The organism is Williamsia sp. 1135 (genome assembly GCF_002095395.1).
GTDB lineage: Bacteria > Actinomycetota > Actinomycetes > Mycobacteriales > Mycobacteriaceae > Williamsia.
Genome location: NZ_MJEI01000107.1, coordinates 360,510 through 377,157 on the forward strand (window position 1 = coordinate 360,510; position 16,648 = coordinate 377,157).

The window sequence follows — 16,648 nt, forward strand, 5'->3', positions numbered from 1 at the left end:
CACTCGTGCCATGACAATCACAACTGCTGCCACCACCGGTTCGGTCACCGACGCGGAACTCGACGCACGCTTCCGTCCGGTCTTCGACGCCATCGCCGGCGATGCGACCCAACGGGAAGTCGACCGTCGGCTCGCGCACGACGAGGTACACAAACTCCGGGAGGCCGGACTGGGAGCCCTGCGGGTGCCCGTGGAGTTCGGTGGGCTGGGAGCCTCTGTGCGTCAACAGTTTCGGCTGCTGATCGACCTCGCCGCCGCCGAATCGAACCTGCCGCAGGCGCTTCGCGTGCATTTCAGCTTCGCCGAGGACCAGCGGCTCGCCGAACCGAGTGCCGAGCGCGACACCTGGCTGCGGGCGGTGGCCGGGGGAGTTCTCGTCGGCAACGCCATCACCGAGCCCGGGGTCGGAGCTGTCGACCGCTATCAGACGCGTCTCACCCCCAAGGGCGACGGTTGGGTGCTGAGCGGGACCAAGTACTACAGCACGGGATCCCTGTATTCGAACTACATCCTCGTCGCCGCAGACAAGGACGGGGAGCGCGTGTCCGTCCTTGTCGACGCGGACGCCGACGGCATCACGCAGCACGATGACTGGGACGGATTCGGACAGCGGCTCACGGCCAGTGGCACAACAGAATTCAATGACGTCGCCGTCACCGCCGACCGGATCCTCGGCCCGGGGTACGGGGGAGCGGGCAAGACCTATGCCACCTCATATCTTCAACTCGTCCAGCTGGCCGTGCTCGCGGGTATCGCTCAGCGAGCGACCGACGACACGGCACAGTGGGTGCGCGACCGTACCCGCTCCTACACCCACGCGGCAGCTGACCTGCCGCGAGAGGATCCACTGGTCCAGCAGGTGATCGGGAAACTGTCTGCGGCAGCGTTCACCGCGCGGACCGCGGTTCTCGCCGTCGCCGACATCCTCGATGAGGTGCTGGTAGACGCGACCACCGCTGTCGACCCGGAGTTGCTCGACCGCGCAGAACTGGCCGCCGCCCAGGCCCAGCTCACCGTGATCGATCTGGTACTGCGCGCCACGAACGATCTCTTCGAGGTCGGTGGCGCATCGATCACCTCGGAGAGCTTGCGGCTCGACCGCCACTGGCGCAACGCGCGGACGATCTCCGTGCACAACCCGACGATATTCAAGAGCCAGGCCATCGGCGCGAACGTACTCAACGGCACCGAGCTTCCCTTTGCCTGGAGCGCCGGCAACCGCTAGCTCGACGTCTGTGCACCACCGATTTCGGTTGGCGGTCCCCGGTCGGCAAGTATGTGGGGGTGACCGATCTACCGAAAGCCGCGTTGTTCGACATGGACGGAACCCTTCTGGACTCCGAAAAGCTCTGGGACATCGCGATGGGCGATCTCGCCGCCGACCTGGGCATCGTGATGACCCACGAACTCCGGGAATCCACGCTCGGCAACTCGATGAACGACGCGCTGACGAAAGTGTTCACGGCAGCCGGGGTGCCTGCCGACGACAGGGATTATCCCGGCCGCGGGGCTTGGTTGCGCGACCGGGTGTCGACGTTGTTCGCAGCCGGGATCCCGTGGATGCCGGGCGCTCGAGATGCCCTGGACATGATTGCCGCCGAGGGCATTCCACTCGCGCTGGTGACCAACACCGAACGTGTGTTGACCGAGCAGGCGCTCGACACCATCGGTCGGGACCGGTTCGCGGCGACGGTCTGCGGCGACGAGGTAGCGGCGGGCAAACCCGCGCCGGACCCGTATCTGCGGGCAGCGGGTCTGTTGGGGGTCGCAGCCGCCGACTGCTTGGCGTTCGAGGATTCACCGACGGGCACCGAGGCTGCGACCACAGCCGGATGTGCCGCGATCGTCGTACCGTCCGCGGCTCCGGTCCCGGACGGCCCGCGACGCACGACTCGTCGAAGTCTCGTCGGGCTGACCCTCGCTGAGGTCGCGGCTGCCTTCAATGGGAGAATTGGGCACCGTGAAGACCTTCGATGAGCTGTTCGCCGAACTGACCGACAAGGCCGCTACCCGACCCGAGGGCAGTGGCACGGTCGCGGCCCTGGACAAGGGCGTGCACACCCTCGGCAAAAAGATCATCGAGGAAGCCGGCGAAGTGTGGCTCGCAGCCGAGCACGAATCGTCCGAGGCGCTGGGTGAGGAGATATCTCAGTTGCTCTACTGGCTTCAGGTGATGATGATCAAACGCGGTCTGACGACCGACGATGTCTACAAGCATCTGTGATCGCGATCCACCCCAGCACCTGACTCAACCCCTGCCGATAGGACCCACCCATGCTGCGCGTTGCCGTTCCCAACAAGGGGGCGCTCTCCGAGTCGGCCGCCGAGATCCTCAGTGAGGCCGGCTATCGTCGCCGTTCGGACTCGAAGGATCTGACCGTTCTGGATCCGGCCAACGAGGTCGAGTTCTTCTTCCTCCGCCCGAAAGACATCGCGATCTACGTCGGTTCCGGTGAGCTCGACCTCGGTTTGACCGGTCGCGACCTCGCGCTCGATTCCGGCGCCGACGTCGAGGAATGCCTCGCCCTCGGGATCGGGACCTCGACCTTCCGGTACGCGGGACCGAACGAGCGGGAATGGACGGTGGCAGATCTCGCGGGCAAGCGCATCGCCACCTCCTACCCGAATCTGGTCCGTGCCGATCTTGCCGATCGCGGCATCGAGGCGACGATCATCCGGTTGGACGGCGCCGTAGAGATTTCCATCCAGCTCGGCGTGGCAGATGCCATCGCCGATGTCGTGGGTTCGGGTCGGACCCTGAAGCAGCACCAGCTGTCGGCGTTCGGCGAATCGCTCTGCGATTCGGAAGGTGTTCTGGTGCAGCGTGCGGGCGCTGACCGAACGAAGGCCGCGCAGCGCTTCATCGCCCGCGTCCAGGGTGTCGTCTACGGGCAGCGTTACGTCATGCTCGACTACGACTGCCCCAAGTCGCTTCTCGAAGCGGCGATGAAGATCACTCCCGGTCTCGAATCACCCACCGTCGCACCGATGGCGGATGACAATTGGGTGGCCGTCCGGTCACTGGTACCGCGTAAGCAACACCAGAATCTGATGGACGAGCTGTCCGAGCTCGGCGCCAAGGCGATCTTGGCCTCCGACATCCGCTCCTGTCGCTTCTGACCGGAGTTGGTGGGCTTTGGCGAGCGTTTCCGCAGGTCGGGGCCGCCAGAACCCACCATTATCGGGGCTGGATCGGGCGGATGAGCAACGTCTGCGCCGAGCGCGCCACAGCACCTGATTCATCGAACAGGTCCGCGCCGGTCATCCCGTAACCGCCGGGTCCGACGGCCATCCGGGCATCGATTCCGGTCCAATCGCCGACGGGCTGGCGGTACAGGTGGACGGTGGTGTCGGTGTTCATGAACGACCATTTGCCGAACTCGAGCCGCGATCCCACCCCATTGGCGACGTCGAGCACGGTGAAGAACTTTTCGGCGTCGGTGGTCTGCTCACCTGCGACCAGCGGTAACAGTGGACGGACCCACACCTGGCGCCCGTCGCCGCCGTTGTCCGGCAGAGTCCGGCTTTCGAGCGTCCCGACGAAACCCTTCGTACCCCAGTCGCCGGTCAACGGGCCCAGCCCGGAGAAGCCGATGGTGCCCTCGAGATCCTGCGGCCCGGGGGCCAGGCCCCCGGTCGGGTAGTGCTCGACCACCGAGATGTCGTCGGTGGCCAGCCGCCAGCCCTGTGCCCGCGCCACCGGCCGGAACGATCCGTCGGATCTGCGTACCGACAGTTCGCTCTGCAACAAGCTGATCTGGCGGCCGGGCCGGAGCACGGTCGTCTCGACCCGGTTCTCGCCGAGGCCGATCGCGCCGAGGATGTCGACGGTGATCCGCGAGAACTCGTGGGCGGGGTCCGGGTTGTGCCGAAACAGGGCGCGGGCCAACAACCCGATCGGGGGGCCGCCGTGCTGTAGTTCGTCGCCCCACACGCTTACGGTGTTCTCGGTCGGTGTGAAGTGTTCGTGAGCCCCGTCGCGACCCAACGGAAGGTAATAGGCACGTTCGTCAGACATTTGCCTGACTCTAACGACCTACTCCGCGACCGCTTCCGCGTGGCTTGTCTCGCCGGGCGCACTGGGCCATCCGGGATAGGGGAGCAGGGTGCCCCCGAACTCGGGGCAGTGGGCCTTGTGGTCGCACCACTGGCACATCCGGCTCTTCTTGGGCGGGAACTCGCCTGTGGCACCGGCCTGCTGGATTGCTTTCCAGATCGCTTTCAGGGTCTTCGCGAAACGATTGAGTTCGGCCTCGTCCGGGGTGTAGATGAGTGACTGACCGTCAGCGAGATACAGCAATTGCAGCCGTGCCGGGACAACACCGCGCAGGCGGTAGATCGCCAGGGCGTAGAACTTCATCTGGAACAGGGCCCGGGACTCGAAGCTCTCGCCGGGTGAGCGACCGGTCTTGTAGTCGACCACGCGAACCCTGCCGTCGGGAGCGACATCGATGCGGTCGACGAACCCGCGGAGCAGGACCCCGTTGTCCGTCTCGTCGTCCGCGAGGAGATCCACCTCGACCCGGAGTTCGCACGATTCCGGGGTGAACGCCGTCGGGTTCTCCAGCGTGTAATACGTCGAGATCAGCTTGTGGGCGTCGGACAGGAACTTGTCGACCTGATCGTCGGGCACGAGATCACGTAGTTCTGGCGACTCCTCGCACAAGGCGCCCCAGGCCCCGTCGACCAGAAACTCCGCGGACTCCGGCACCCGCAGGCCGGCAGGCATGTCGAAGAGGTTCTCGAGTGCGGCATGCACCACGGTGCCCTTGACCTGTGCCTGTGTGGGCACCTCGGGCAGCCGGTCGATCGCCCGGTACCGATAGAGCAGCGGACACTGCTTGTAGTCACCTGCCCGGCTGGGTGAGAGCGCGGGCACCCGCCGCGGAGAGTGCGCGGAAGGGCGCACAGGCGGGTCTGCATCGGGGCGGGATTCGGTACTCACACTCACACCTGGCAGGGTATGCCTGACCAAGGACATCACCGCTCATTTGCCATCAAAGTCATATGACCGAATGTTCGACCGTGAACCAAGAGAGGCCCGCCGCCGCAATGTCTACAACAGGTCCGTTTGCCGTCGGCGACCGTGTCCAGCTCTCCGATGCCAAGGGCCGCAAGTTCACCGTGCGACTCGAGGCGGGCAAGAGTTTTCACACCCACAAGGGCGGGATCGCCCACGACGACCTGATCGGGGCCGACGAGGGGATCGTCGTCACGTCGACGTCGAACACCCCCTATCTCGCGTTGCGGCCTCTGCTCATCGACTACGTCCTCTCGATGCCGCGCGGAGCCCAGGTCATCTATCCCAAGGACGCGGCCCAGATCGTGATGGAGGGCGACATCCATCCAGGCTGCACGGTGCTCGAAGCAGGGGCCGGGTCCGGCGCCCTCACGTGTTCGCTTCTGCGCGCGGTCGGGGACCACGGCAAAGTGCTCTCGTACGAGGTCCGCGACGATCACGCGGAGCACGCCGTCCGTAATGTCGAGGAGTTCTTCGGCGGCCCTCCGCCCAACTGGGATCTGACCGTCGCCGACCTCGCCGACTACCCCGGCACGGGGGACGTGGACAGGGTGGTTCTCGACATGCTGGCACCGTGGGAACCGTTGGACACGATCAAGCGGGCACTCAAACCCGGCGGGGTTCTGACCATTTATGTGGCTACTGTCACCCAGTTGTCGCGGGTCGTCGAGGCGATCCGAGAGCAGCAGTGCTGGACAGAGCCGAGAGCCTGGGAATCGCTGGTCCGCGACTGGCACGTCGTCGGGCTTGCCGTGCGGCCGGGTCATAAAATGCAAGGTCACACCGCCTTTTTGATCACCACACGCAGGCTTGCGGAAGGTACGGCCCCGCCGCGCCCACACCGCCGACCCAGCAAGGGTGGACCCGCCGTGGTGTAGCGTCGGAAAACCTTGTGGCGACGCACATTTAACATGGCTACAACAACGTGGTCCGCGAGGTGCAGGGCGAGGCTGCCGATTCGCCGGTAACCTCGGGAGACGGGTTCGACCGTACGAACACCACAAGGTGGTGGCGACGAGTCGACTCGGGGAGAGGAGTCAGAAATGACGGAATCCAGCAGTGACGAGCCTCGGAACCGTAGCGGTCAAGAAGACACCGCTGCGGTAGCCGAATGGGGTTCGGCCTCGACCCGGTCTGCCAAGGCGGGCCCTACCTCTGACACCGGCTCGCTCGGCAAGTCAGTGGACCCTGACCTCCAGGCCCGCCTGGACACCCTGACCACACGTAACGCGAAGTTGCTCGAGACCCTCAAAGAGGCTCGCCAGCAACTCATCGCCCTGCGCGAAGAGGTCGACCGTCTCGGTCAGCCGCCCAGTGGCTACGGCGTCTTGCTCGGCATCTTCGAGGACTCCACGGTCGACGTGTTCACGTCCGGTCGCAAAATGCGGTTGACGTGCTCGCCCAACATCGACCTCGACACCCTCAAAAGAGGTCAGTCGGTCCGCCTGAACGAGGCTCTGACGATCGTCGAGGCCGGTGATTTCGACTCTGTAGGGGAGATCAGTACCCTGCGCGAGGTGCTCGACGACGGGCACCGTGCGCTGGTGGTCGGACACGCCGACGAAGAACGCGTCGTCTGGCTGGCCGAACCGCTCAGCGAGGCGTTTCTCGCCGAGATCGAGGGCAACCGCAAGCTTCGTCCGGGTGACTCGCTCCTCATCGACACCAAGGCCGGGTTCGCCTTCGAGCGCGTGCCCAAGGCCGAAGTCGAGGATCTGGTGCTCGAAGAGGTGCCCGATGTCAACTACGAGGACATCGGTGGTCTCGGTCGCCAGATCGAGCAGATCCGCGATGCCGTGGAGTTGCCGTTCTTGCACAAGGACCTTTTCCGGGAGTACGACCTGCGTCCCCCCAAGGGTGTGCTGCTGTACGGCCCTCCCGGTTGCGGTAAGACGCTGATCGCAAAGGCGGTGGCCAACTCGCTGGCCAAGAAGATCGCCGAAGTTCGCGGGGACGATGCCCGCGAGGCCAAATCGTTCTTCTTGAACATCAAGGGTCCAGAACTGCTCAACAAGTTCGTCGGTGAGACCGAGCGACACATTCGGTTGATCTTTCAGCGCGCCCGAGAAAAGGCCTCTGAAGGCACCCCGGTGATCGTGTTCTTCGATGAGATGGACTCGATCTTCCGGACCCGTGGGTCAGGAGTGTCCTCCGACGTGGAGACCACGGTCGTGCCTCAGCTGCTCAGTGAGATCGACGGTGTCGAGGGGCTCGAGAACGTGATCGTGATCGGCGCCTCCAACCGTGAGGACATGATCGATCCGGCCATCCTCCGGCCGGGCCGTCTCGATGTGAAGATCAAGATCGAGCGACCGGATGCCGAGTCGGCGATGGACATCTTCTCCAAGTACCTCGTCCCGACGCTTCCGATCCATCCCGACGACATCGACGAGTTCGGCGGTGATCGTGGTGCGTGCGTCAAGGCGATGATCGAGCGCGTGGTGGAGCGGATGTACGACGAGACCGATGACAACCGTTTCCTGGAGGTCACCTATGCCAATGGTGACAAAGAGATCATGTACTTCAAGGATTTCAACTCCGGTGCGATGATCCAGAACGTCGTCGACCGGTCGAAGAAGTACGCGATCAAGTCTCAGTTGGAGACCGGCCAGTCCGGCCTGCGGATTCAGCATCTCTTCGATTCGATCCTCGACGAGTTCGCTGAGAACGAGGATCTGCCGAACACCACCAACCCAGACGACTGGGCTCGTATCTCGGGCAAGAAGGGCGAGCGGATCGTGTACATCCGCACGCTCGTCACCGGCAAGAGCGCCGGCGCAAGCCGCGCGATCGACACCGAGACGAACACCGGCCAGTACCTGTAAGGACGCATCGTCGGCGGCGGCGCCGGAGCACATTGCTCCGGCGCCGCCGCTGTCGTTTGTGTCGTCCGCGGCCGATGCCCGGGTTCCCGATGTCCTCCGACCGGTTGATCATCGCGCCTGCAATGGGGGTCGTCCGATCATGGGCAGACTAAAGTGATGCGTTAATGAATGCATCCCCAACGCCGCTGCGGATCTGGGTGGACGGCACCGAGCAGAGGTTGCGTCCGGCCGGACGGTTCACCATCGGCCGAACGCCGGACAACAACATCGTCATCATCCATCCACTGGTGTCCCGGCAACATCTGGCGATCGAGTGGCATGGATCGTTCTGGAGCGCTGTCGATCTGGGCAGCACCAACGGCTTGTACCTCGATGGCGTCCGGATGCGTGGTCTGGAACTCCGCAGCAACCAGCGCATCCGGCTGGGGGACGCGACCACCGGCCCGCTGATCGATATCGCGGTCACCGCACCGGTCGCGCCCGGTGGCCGGCCGATGGCCGGTGTCCCGTCGGGTCCGATGAACTTCTCGGGTCCGATGAGCCGACCCGCGCAGTCACCTCCGCCATCGCCCCGGCAACCGTATCCGGCGTTCAGCGGCGCCGCGGGCGCACCTCATCTGCAGGCGCTGCACCAGAACATGTCCGCGGTGTACCAGGTCAGCCCCGACGGGCAGATCCACCCGCAAGCCGTACCGCATCGCCAGGCGATCGACATGGGGGGCTCCGCGCGCCTGAGTATCGGACGCACGCCCGACAACGACATCGTCGTCAACGACGTGCTGGCATCCCGGCGTCACGCCCGGTTGCTCTCCACCCCACAGGGTCTCGCGATCGAAGATCTGCAATCGGTGAACGGCACCTACGTCAACGGGCAGCGGATCAGCCGACAGATGCTGGCCGAGGGTGCGGTGGTCACCATCGGCAACAGCGACTTCGTGGTGTCGGGCGGCACCCTCATCCGCGGGCAGGCCCAGGCAGCGGTCGCCGACGGGCTGCACGTCCATACGATCGGGCTGAACATCGACGGCAAACAGCTGCTCCACGATGTGGAGTTCGCGGCCGGCCCCGGAACACTGACGGCTGTGATCGGGCCATCCGGGGCCGGAAAGTCGACCGTCTCGAAGATCGTGGCGGGCGCGGCCAATCCATCGACCGGCAGTGTCACCTTCGAGGGTCGCAGCGTGCACGCCGAGTACGAGGCGTTGCGTACCCGAATCGGCATGGTGCCTCAAGACGACGTCTTGCACCGCCGGCTCACCCTGCGCCAGGCCCTGCGGTACGCCGCGGAACTGCGTCTGCCGCCGGACATGAGCAGGTCCGACCGCGACAATGTCATCACCGGAGTGCTGGCCGAACTTCAGCTCACCGAACACCTCGACACCCGCGTCGACAAACTCTCAGGCGGCCAACGCAAGCGTGCGTCGGTTGCCATGGAGCTCTTGACAGGTCCGTCGCTGCTCATCCTCGACGAGCCCACCTCCGGTCTCGACCCCGCGTTGGACCGTCAGGTGATGTCGACGCTCCGGCGCCTTGCCGACGCCGGTCGTGTGGTGATCGTCGTGACCCACTCGCTGACCTACCTGTCGATGTGCGACCAGGTGCTGTTGCTCGCGCCGGGCGGTAAGACAGCGTTCTGCGGTCCTCCGGCGGCAGTCGGTGCGGCGATGGGGACCGAGGACTGGGCGGAGATCTTCGCGTTCGTCGCAGATCAGCCCGACGCTGCCCACCACCGCTACCGCTCGCGCAACCAACGTCCGCCGAACCGACCACCCAGCCTGCGCACCGGTTCACCGGTTCGGCCGCCCCAGACGAGCTTCGGCCGGCAGACCTCCACCGTGTCCAGGCGGCAGGTTCGGCTGATACTCGCCGACACCGGCTATCTGGCGTTCCTGGTGCTGCTGCCGATCGTTCTGGGTGCGTTGTCGCTGGTGATACCGGGTAAGGCCGGGTTCGGTCTCAACAACGACGACAGCCTCGGCGAGACCGTCCAGATCCTCGTCGTGCTGGTGGTCGGGGCAAGTTTCATGGGCGCCGCGCTCACCGTGCGGGACCTGGTGGGCGAACGGGCGATCTTCGTGCGTGAACGCGCCGTCGGCCTGCGCCCCGGGGCGTACCTGCTGGCGAAGATGGTGGTGTTCTTCGTCGTTTCGGTTCTGCAGTGTGCGGTGATGATCGCCATCACTTACTCCGGCAAGGGGACACCGGGTCCTGGATTGTTGACCTCGGGCGCGATCGAACTCTTTGTCGCCGTTGCCTTCCTGGCCTGCGTGAGCACATTGATAGGTCTGGCGATCTCGGCGGCGGTCAATTCGAGCGAACAGACGATGCCGCCACTCGTGGTGGTCGTCATGGTGCAGCTCGTCTTCTGTGGGGGCTTGTTCCCGTTGGCGGGGCGACCGGGGCTGGAACAATTGTCCTGGATCTTTCCGGCCCGCTGGGGATACGCCGCGGCCGCGGCCGCAGTAGATCTACGTCAGGTGTCACCGGGCTCACCATCGACGCAAAAGGAAACCATCTGGGACCAGACCGCGGCAAACGTGGCCCTGGCCTATGGCGCGATGACCGTCATAGGTCTACTGCTGGTCTGGTTCACCTATCGCCGGTTGGTTCTCAAGAAGAAGACACTCTAGAGCCAGCGCCGGTGGTCGGTCACTGATGCGCAAAGGTGACGACACCCAGTTCGGCGTTGCTGGTGAGGAATCGGTGTCGTGGCATGACCCGCACGGTGTATCCGATCGGTCCGGTCATCGGTAGCGGGATCGCGACTTCGAAGATGGGCTCGCCCGCCGGGCCGACCCGGTCGTCGACCAGAGGCATCGTCGTCGTTGCGATCTGTGTCAGGTTCTCTTCGTCGTCGACCCGTCCGATCACCGCCTGCACCAGCACCTGATCTGGATGGAGCCCGGCCAGATCGATGTGCGCGGTGAGTGTCATCGTGGACCCGAGCAACGGGGTGTCCTCGAGGCCCGCGCTGTCGACGTCGAGTACCTTCACCCCGGGCCAGGCCGTCTCGACCTGCCGGCGGAACAGTGCGAGTTCCCTTGCGCCGGCGTAGTTGTCGGCGGTGACCTGTCGTCCGGAGAGCGCGGCAGGCGCGTAGTAACCCTCGGTGTAGTCGCGCACCATCCGCGAGGCCAGCACTTGCGGACCAAGGGTGTGCAGTGTGTGGCGGACCATCTCCACCCATCGGGTCGGAATGCCGTCCGAACCGGCGTCGTAGAACTTCGGCACCACGACGTTCTCGAGCAACTCGTACAGCGCAGCCGCCTCGAGGTCGTCGCGCCGAGCATCGTCGGTCACGCCGTCGGCGGTGGGGATCGCCCATCCGTTCTCGGTGTCCGACATCTCATCCCACCAACCGTCGAGGATCGACAGGTTCAGGCCGCCGTTGAGGGCCGACTTCATGCCGGACGTTCCGCAGGCCTCCATCGGCCGCAGGGGGTTGTTCAGCCACACATCGCAGCCGCCGTAGAGGAAGCGCGCCATCGACATGTCATAGTCCGGCAGGAACACGATTCGGTGCCGGACGTCGTTGGCGTCGGCGAACCGGACGATCTTCTGGATGAGCGCCTTGCCGCCGTCGTCTGCCGGGTGTGCCTTACCGGCGACGACGAGTTGCACGGGACGTTCTTTGTCGAGCAACAGGGCCTTCAGTCGCTCGGTGTCGCGCAGCATCAAGGTCAGACGTTTGTAGGTCGCGGCGCGGCGGGCGAATCCGATCGTCAACACCCGCGAGCTGAACACCCCGGCGGTCCACCCCAATTCGGCAGCCGAGAAACCGCGCTCGAGGCCGGACCGGCGTAGTCGGCGCCGGACCTCGGCGATCAATTCGGTACGAAGCAGATTTCGGGTCGCCCAGAGCTGTTGCGCCGGAACATTTTTCATTGCTGCCAGCGTGTCCGCTTCGTCCGGCGTCCCGGCGTGACCCACGGCGGCCAGTTCGGTCCAGCGGCGCGACGACCACGTCGGGGCGTGCACCCCATTGGTGACGGAGCCGATGGGCACCTGTGCGGCATCGAAACCCGGCCACAGCGGGCCGAACATCTCGCGACTGACCGCGCCGTGCAGTTTGGACACGCCATTGGTTCGCTGCCCGAGGCGAAGTCCCATGTGCGCCATGTTGAATACACCGGGATCGCTCTCGCTGCCCAGTTCCAGGATTCGGGACAACGCGAGCCCGGGCAGCAACGTCGATTGCCCCTGCTCGTCTCCGAAATAATGGCGCACCATGTCGAGCGGAAAGCGATCGATACCCGCAGGGACAGGTGTGTGCGTCGTGAACACGGTCGAAGCACGCACTGCGGCGAGCGCGGTGTCGAAGTCGAGACCGGCTCCGGCCGGAGATACGAACTCACGAATACGTTCCGCACCGAGGAAGCCGGCGTGACCTTCGTTCATGTGGAAAACGTCGGGATCGGGTAGGCCCTGGATCCGGGTGTATTCGCGTACCGCGCGCACGCCGCCGACCCCGGCCAGGATCTCCTGTTTGATGCGATGGTCTTGGTCGCCGCCATAGAGCCGGTCGGTGACGCCACGCAGATCGGTGTCATTGTCTGGAATGTCGGAGTCGAGGAGCAGCAACGGGATTCGTCCCACATCGGCCACCCACAGGCGGGCCCGCAAAACCCGGTTGTCGGGCATCGGGACCCGAACGGTGACCGGGTTGCCGTCCGCGTCGTTGACCGTACGAACCGACAACCCCTGCGGATCCAGGTTGGGGTACCGCTCGGTCTGCCAACCATCGGCGGTGAGCGATTGCCGGAAGTAGCCACTGCGATAGAGCAGGCCGACGCCGATCAGCGGCAGTCCGAGGTCGGACGCGGCCTTGAGGTGGTCACCGGCAAGTATCCCGAGGCCACCCGAATAGATGGGTAATACCTCCGAGACGCCGAACTCCATCGAGAAGTACGCGATACCGGTAGGGAAGCGGTGTCCGGAAGCCACCTGCTGTTGGAACCATCTGGGCTCCTCCAGGTAGGCGTCGAGGTCCGCGGCAAGTTCATCGAGCCTGCTCAAGAAGCCGTCATCATCGGCAAGTTCTTGCAGGCGAGCGGGCCCGATGTCACCCAGCAGTCGCAGTGGATCCCTCGATCCGGCCCACAGGTCCGGGTCGATGGAGGCGAAGAGATCTTGGGTCGGCGGGTGCCAGGACCAACGCAGATTGGTCGACAGATCCGCCAGGGCTTGGAGGGGCTCGGGGAGGTGGGCGCGGACGGTGAAGCGGCGCAGTGCTTTCACGGCGCAAACCCTACCGACGAGCGGGCTACCGCGCGAGCGCGACGGTCAGATGTACATCTGGCTGTAATCAGCCGAGTCCTGCGGCGAGGAGCGCGCGACATGGCCGTGCGGTCGCACAGCTAGGCTCGGGGCATGCAACGCATAATCGGAACCGAAGTCGAGTACGGGATCTCGGCACCGAACGATCCAGGTGCCAACCCGATCATGACCTCGACCCAGGCTGTTCTCGCCTACGCGGCGGCCGCCGGCGTTCCCCGTGCGAAGCGGACACGCTGGGACTATGAGGTCGAGTCGCCGTTGCGCGATGCCCGCGGGTTCGATCTGGGCCGCAGCTCCGGCCCGGCTCCCATCATCGATGCCGACGAGGTCGGCGCCGCCAACATGATCCTCACCAACGGTGCTCGGCTGTATGTCGACCACGCCCACCCGGAGTATTCCGCTCCGGAAGTCACCGATCCGCTCGACGCCGTCATCTGGGACAAAGCCGGGGAACGGGTCATGGAGGCGGCGGCGCGGCATGTCGCGAGCGTGCCGGGCGCCCCGAAACTGCAGCTGTACAAGAACAACATCGACAACAAAGGCGCCTCGTACGGCACCCACGAGAACTACCTCATGGCGCGCTCGACCCCCTTCACGTCGGTGATCACCGGCCTCACCCCGTTCTTTGCATCGCGTCAGGTGTTCACCGGGTCGGGTCGGGTCGGTATCGGTCAATCCGGCGACGAAACCGGCTTTCAACTGAGCCAGCGCGCCGATTACATCGAGGTAGAGGTCGGGCTGGAGACCACGCTCAAGCGCGGCATCATCAACACCCGCGACGAGCCGCACGCTGACCCCGAGCGCTACCGCCGTCTGCACGTGATCATCGGCGACGCCAATCTGGCGGAGACTGCCACGTATCTGAAGGTGGGCACGGCCTGCCTGGTGCTCGACCTCATCGAGGCGGGGGTGGAGCTCAGCGACCTCGAACTCGCCAGGCCGGTGCACGCCGTCCATGTGATCAGCCACGATCCGACGCTGCAGGCAACGGTCGCGCTCGCCGATGGGCGGGAGATGACGGCGCTTGCGCTGCAACGGATCTACCACGAGCGCGTGTCGGCTTTCCACGATGCCAACCACAGTGACGACCTGCGGGCCAAGGACGTGATCGACACCTGGGCGGACGTACTCGACAAACTCGAGCGCGATCCGATGGAGTGCGCAGACCTCCTCGACTGGCCCGCGAAACTCCGATTGCTCGAGGGTTTCCGCCAGCGCGAGAACCTGGCCTGGTCGGCGCCCCGGCTGCACCTGGTGGACTTGCAGTACTCCGATGTCCGGCTCGACAAGGGGCTGTACAACCGTTTGGTCGCCCGTGGCTCCATGAAGCGCCTCACCACCGAGCAGCAGGTCATGGATGCGATCGGGTCGCCTCCCGAGAACACCCGGGCGTACTTCCGCGGCGAATGTCTGCGCAGGTTCGGTGCCGACATCGCGGCGGCTAGTTGGGATTCGGTGATCTTTGACCTCGGCGGTGAGTCGCTGGTCCGCATTCCGACGCTCGAACCACTCCGGGGGAGTCGGGCCCACGTCGGTGAACTGCTCGATTCGGTGAATTCGGCGGCGGAACTGGTTAATCAGCTGACCAATCCGTAGTGCGGCCCGCGTCGGCATATACCAGGCGAGATCCCCTTGGCCCGGTAGGGTGAACAGTACGAGCGGTCCCTGCGGGACCGTGGTCTGAAGGAGGCAGCGATGGCGCAGGAACAAACCAAGCGCACGGGCGGTAATGACGACGACAATGAATCGGGTCCCGATTCGGGTGCCGGTCAGGAACGCCGTGAAAAGCTGGCCGACGACACCGACGACCTGCTCGACGAGATCGATGATGTACTCGAAGAAAATGCCGAGGACTTCGTCCGTGCCTATGTCCAGAAGGGCGGCCAGTGACCGATCGAATCCGGTCTCTCGGCCAGGACATCTCATCGTTTTCCGACTACCTGCGTAATTACGCTCCAGACTTGTTGCCCAAGAACAGGTTTCCGGAGGGGGCTACCGCGAACATTCCGCACGGCACCACCATCGTCGCGATCACCTACCCCGGTGGGGTGGTGATCGCGGGCGATCGTCGTGCCACTGCAGGTCACCTGATCGCCAGCCGCGACATGCGGAAGGTGTTCATCACCGACGAGTACTCAGCGGCGGGTATCGCGGGCACAGCCGGCGTGGCCATCGAGATGATCCGGCTGTTCGCCGTGGAGCTCGAGCACTACGAGAAGATCGAAGGCGTATCGCTCACGCTCGATGGCAAGGTCAACCGCCTCGCGTCGATGGTCCGTTCGAACTTGGAGGCCGCGATGGCCGGTCTGGCAGCGATTCCGCTGCTCGTCGGTTACGACTCGGATGCGATCGATCCGCAGCGTCCAGGCCGCATCTTCTCCTTCGACGTCGCCGGTGATCGACACGAGGAACACGGCGGCTACCAGGCAATCGGCTCGGGTTCGGTGTTCGCGAAGTCTGCCATCAAAAAGCTGTATCGCCACGACATGACCGCGGCGCAGGCGCTCGAGATCGCTGTCGAGTCGCTGTACGACGCGGCCGACGACGACTCCGCGACCGGCGGACCGGACATGGTGCGTGGTCTCTATCCGACCGCGGCGACAGTCGGTCCCGACGGTGCGACGGTCGTCCCGGCCGAAGACATCGAAGAAGCAGCGCGCTCCGTCATCTCCCGTCGTTCCGCAGCGGGAGACGAAGCGAACCGGAGCTCGACCCGGACTGCCAATGGTGGCGTCAGTGCAGGTGGTGAAGCATGACCTTCCCGTATTACGCGAGTGCCGAACAGATCATGCGCGACCGTTCGGAGCTGGCCCGCAAGGGCATCGCACGCGGGCGCAGCGTCGTAGCGCTCACCTACGCCGACGGAGTGCTGTTCGTTGCCGAGAACCCGTCGAACACCCTGCGCAAGGTCAGCGAGATCTACGACCGCATCGGTTTCGCGGCGGTCGGCAAGTACAACGAGTTCGAGAGTCTGCGTAAGGCGGGCATCCAGCACGCCGACATGCGCGGATATCAGTACGACAGGCTCGATGTCAGTGGTTTGTCGTTGGCAAATGCGTACGCCAGCACGCTGGGTTCGGTGTTCACCGAGCAGCCGAAGCCTTACGAGGTCGAGTTGTGTGTTGCCGAGGTGAGCCGTCCCGGCAAGCCCGGTCCGTCGCAGCTCTACCGGATCACCTATGACGGATCGATCGTCGACGAGACCAAGTTTCTCGTCATGGGCGGCACCACCGAGGCGATCTCGGCGTCGATGAAGGAGTCGTACGACTCCGAGGCTGATCTGCGAAGTGCTCTGGCGTCCGCGATCAGCGCGTTGCAGACCCCGGCTGCATCGAATGGCTCGGGTTCTTCCTCGTCGTCATCATCGTCGACCCCGGCGCCTGCTCCGGAGCCACGCAAGCTCGAGCCAAGCGACCTCGAGGTCGCGATTCTCGATCACGGTCGGCCCCGGCGCGCATTCCGGCGACTGACAGGTTCGACCTTGGTCGATCTTCTCCCGGAAGGCTCGACCGAAAGCTGAAGCACT

At 64.9% G+C, this 16,648-nt stretch carries 14 protein-coding genes; 11 read left to right on the forward strand and 3 right to left on the reverse strand.

What is annotated here, in order from left to right:
• The first annotated feature begins 10 nt into the window (after positions 1 to 10).
• The 4 genes from BFL43_RS27870 to hisG are packed head-to-tail and all read left to right on the forward strand — an operon-like array spanning position 11 to position 3,120.
• Positions 11 to 1,225: an acyl-CoA dehydrogenase family protein gene (locus BFL43_RS27870; RefSeq protein ID WP_084896937.1), complete on the forward strand. Its 1,215-nt coding sequence runs from the start codon at positions 11 to 13 to the stop codon at positions 1,223 to 1,225.
• A 59-nt stretch (positions 1,226 to 1,284) separates the two neighbouring features.
• On the forward strand, positions 1,285 to 1,977 hold the full coding sequence (locus BFL43_RS27875) for an HAD family phosphatase (RefSeq protein ID WP_346425999.1): 693 nt from the start codon (positions 1,285 to 1,287) through the stop codon (positions 1,975 to 1,977).
• Positions 1,943 to 2,224 carry a phosphoribosyl-ATP diphosphatase gene (locus tag BFL43_RS27880; RefSeq protein WP_206186764.1) on the forward strand — a complete coding sequence of 94 codons (282 nt, stop codon included), beginning with the start codon at positions 1,943 to 1,945 and terminating at the stop codon, positions 2,222 to 2,224. Before BFL43_RS27875 ends, BFL43_RS27880 begins: the two co-directional genes overlap by 35 nt.
• Before the next feature lie 50 nt (positions 2,225 to 2,274).
• A complete protein-coding gene (gene hisG / locus BFL43_RS27885; RefSeq protein WP_084896694.1) occupies positions 2,275 to 3,120 on the forward strand; it encodes an ATP phosphoribosyltransferase in 846 nt (281 codons plus the stop codon).
• Between the two features lie 58 nt (positions 3,121 to 3,178).
• Here the strand turns inward: hisG and BFL43_RS27890 are convergent, their stop codons facing one another.
• Together BFL43_RS27890 and BFL43_RS27895 are read right to left on the reverse strand one after the other, a co-directional pair.
• Positions 3,179 to 4,018, reverse strand: coding sequence for a thioesterase family protein (locus tag BFL43_RS27890; RefSeq protein ID WP_084896695.1), 840 nt, complete (start codon positions 4,016 to 4,018; stop codon positions 3,179 to 3,181).
• 18 nt (positions 4,019 to 4,036) lie between these two features.
• Complete coding sequence (locus tag BFL43_RS27895; RefSeq protein ID WP_084896697.1) at positions 4,037 to 4,981, reverse strand: RecB family exonuclease; 945 nt, start codon at positions 4,979 to 4,981, stop codon at positions 4,037 to 4,039.
• A 71-nt stretch (positions 4,982 to 5,052) separates the two neighbouring features.
• Here BFL43_RS27895 and BFL43_RS27900 point away from each other — a divergent pair, with 71 nt between their 5' ends.
• From BFL43_RS27900 to BFL43_RS27910, 3 genes are all read left to right on the forward strand, one after another.
• A complete protein-coding gene (locus tag BFL43_RS27900; RefSeq protein WP_084836924.1) occupies positions 5,053 to 5,898 on the forward strand; it encodes a tRNA (adenine-N1)-methyltransferase in 846 nt (281 codons plus the stop codon).
• A gap of 165 nt (positions 5,899 to 6,063) precedes the next feature.
• Positions 6,064 to 7,845 (forward strand): proteasome ATPase, encoded by a 1,782-nt coding sequence (gene arc / locus BFL43_RS27905; protein WP_084896698.1) that lies wholly within the window; start codon positions 6,064 to 6,066, stop codon positions 7,843 to 7,845.
• Positions 7,846 to 8,009: 164 nt separating this feature from the next.
• A complete protein-coding gene (locus BFL43_RS27910) occupies positions 8,010 to 10,475 on the forward strand; it encodes an FHA domain-containing protein (protein ID WP_084896700.1) in 2,466 nt (821 codons plus the stop codon).
• A gap of 19 nt (positions 10,476 to 10,494) precedes the next feature.
• On the opposite strand, the gene glgP is transcribed toward BFL43_RS27910, so the two are convergent.
• On the reverse strand, positions 10,495 to 13,083 hold the full coding sequence (glgP, locus tag BFL43_RS27915) for an alpha-glucan family phosphorylase (protein ID WP_084896702.1): 2,589 nt from the start codon (positions 13,081 to 13,083) through the stop codon (positions 10,495 to 10,497).
• A 132-nt stretch (positions 13,084 to 13,215) separates the two neighbouring features.
• On the opposite strand from glgP, the gene dop reads away from it, so the two are divergent.
• From dop to prcA, 4 genes are all read left to right on the forward strand, one after another.
• Positions 13,216 to 14,718, forward strand: coding sequence for a depupylase/deamidase Dop (gene dop, locus BFL43_RS27920; RefSeq protein WP_084896704.1), 1,503 nt, complete (start codon positions 13,216 to 13,218; stop codon positions 14,716 to 14,718).
• A gap of 99 nt (positions 14,719 to 14,817) precedes the next feature.
• Positions 14,818 to 15,012, forward strand: coding sequence for a ubiquitin-like protein Pup (locus tag BFL43_RS27925; protein WP_084896705.1), 195 nt, complete (start codon positions 14,818 to 14,820; stop codon positions 15,010 to 15,012).
• The gene (gene prcB / locus BFL43_RS27930; RefSeq protein ID WP_084896707.1) at positions 15,009 to 15,878 is read left to right on the forward strand and encodes a proteasome subunit beta; all 870 of its coding nucleotides are present in this window, start codon (positions 15,009 to 15,011) and stop codon (positions 15,876 to 15,878) included. The genes BFL43_RS27925 and prcB overlap by 4 nt, the downstream gene beginning before the upstream one ends.
• A complete protein-coding gene (gene prcA, locus BFL43_RS27935) occupies positions 15,875 to 16,642 on the forward strand; it encodes a proteasome subunit alpha (protein ID WP_084896709.1) in 768 nt (255 codons plus the stop codon). The genes prcB and prcA overlap by 4 nt, the downstream gene beginning before the upstream one ends.
• The last annotated feature ends 6 nt before the right edge of the window (positions 16,643 to 16,648 follow it).

What these genes read in the sequence shown, in the direction of transcription:
- dop (WP_084896704.1), top strand. Translation starts at nt 13,216, where the DNA reads ATGCAACGCATAATCGGAACCGAAGTCGAGTACGGGATCTCGGCACCG.
- arc (WP_084896698.1), top strand. Translation starts at nt 6,064, where the DNA reads ATGACGGAATCCAGCAGTGACGAGCCTCGGAACCGTAGCGGTCAAGAA.
- BFL43_RS27870 (WP_084896937.1), top strand. Translation starts at nt 11, where the DNA reads ATGACAATCACAACTGCTGCCACCACCGGTTCGGTCACCGACGCGGAA.
- BFL43_RS27890 (WP_084896695.1), bottom strand. Translation starts at nt 4,018, where the DNA reads ATGTCTGACGAACGTGCCTATTACCTTCCGTTGGGTCGCGACGGGGCT.
- BFL43_RS27895 (WP_084896697.1), bottom strand. Translation starts at nt 4,981, where the DNA reads ATGTCCTTGGTCAGGCATACCCTGCCAGGTGTGAGTGTGAGTACCGAA.
- prcA (WP_084896709.1), top strand. Translation starts at nt 15,875, where the DNA reads ATGACCTTCCCGTATTACGCGAGTGCCGAACAGATCATGCGCGACCGT.
- BFL43_RS27925 (WP_084896705.1), top strand. Translation starts at nt 14,818, where the DNA reads ATGGCGCAGGAACAAACCAAGCGCACGGGCGGTAATGACGACGACAAT.
- BFL43_RS27900 (WP_084836924.1), top strand. Translation starts at nt 5,053, where the DNA reads ATGTCTACAACAGGTCCGTTTGCCGTCGGCGACCGTGTCCAGCTCTCC.
- BFL43_RS27910 (WP_084896700.1), top strand. Translation starts at nt 8,010, where the DNA reads ATGAATGCATCCCCAACGCCGCTGCGGATCTGGGTGGACGGCACCGAG.
- BFL43_RS27880 (WP_206186764.1), top strand. Translation starts at nt 1,943, where the DNA reads ATGGGAGAATTGGGCACCGTGAAGACCTTCGATGAGCTGTTCGCCGAA.
- hisG (WP_084896694.1), top strand. Translation starts at nt 2,275, where the DNA reads ATGCTGCGCGTTGCCGTTCCCAACAAGGGGGCGCTCTCCGAGTCGGCC.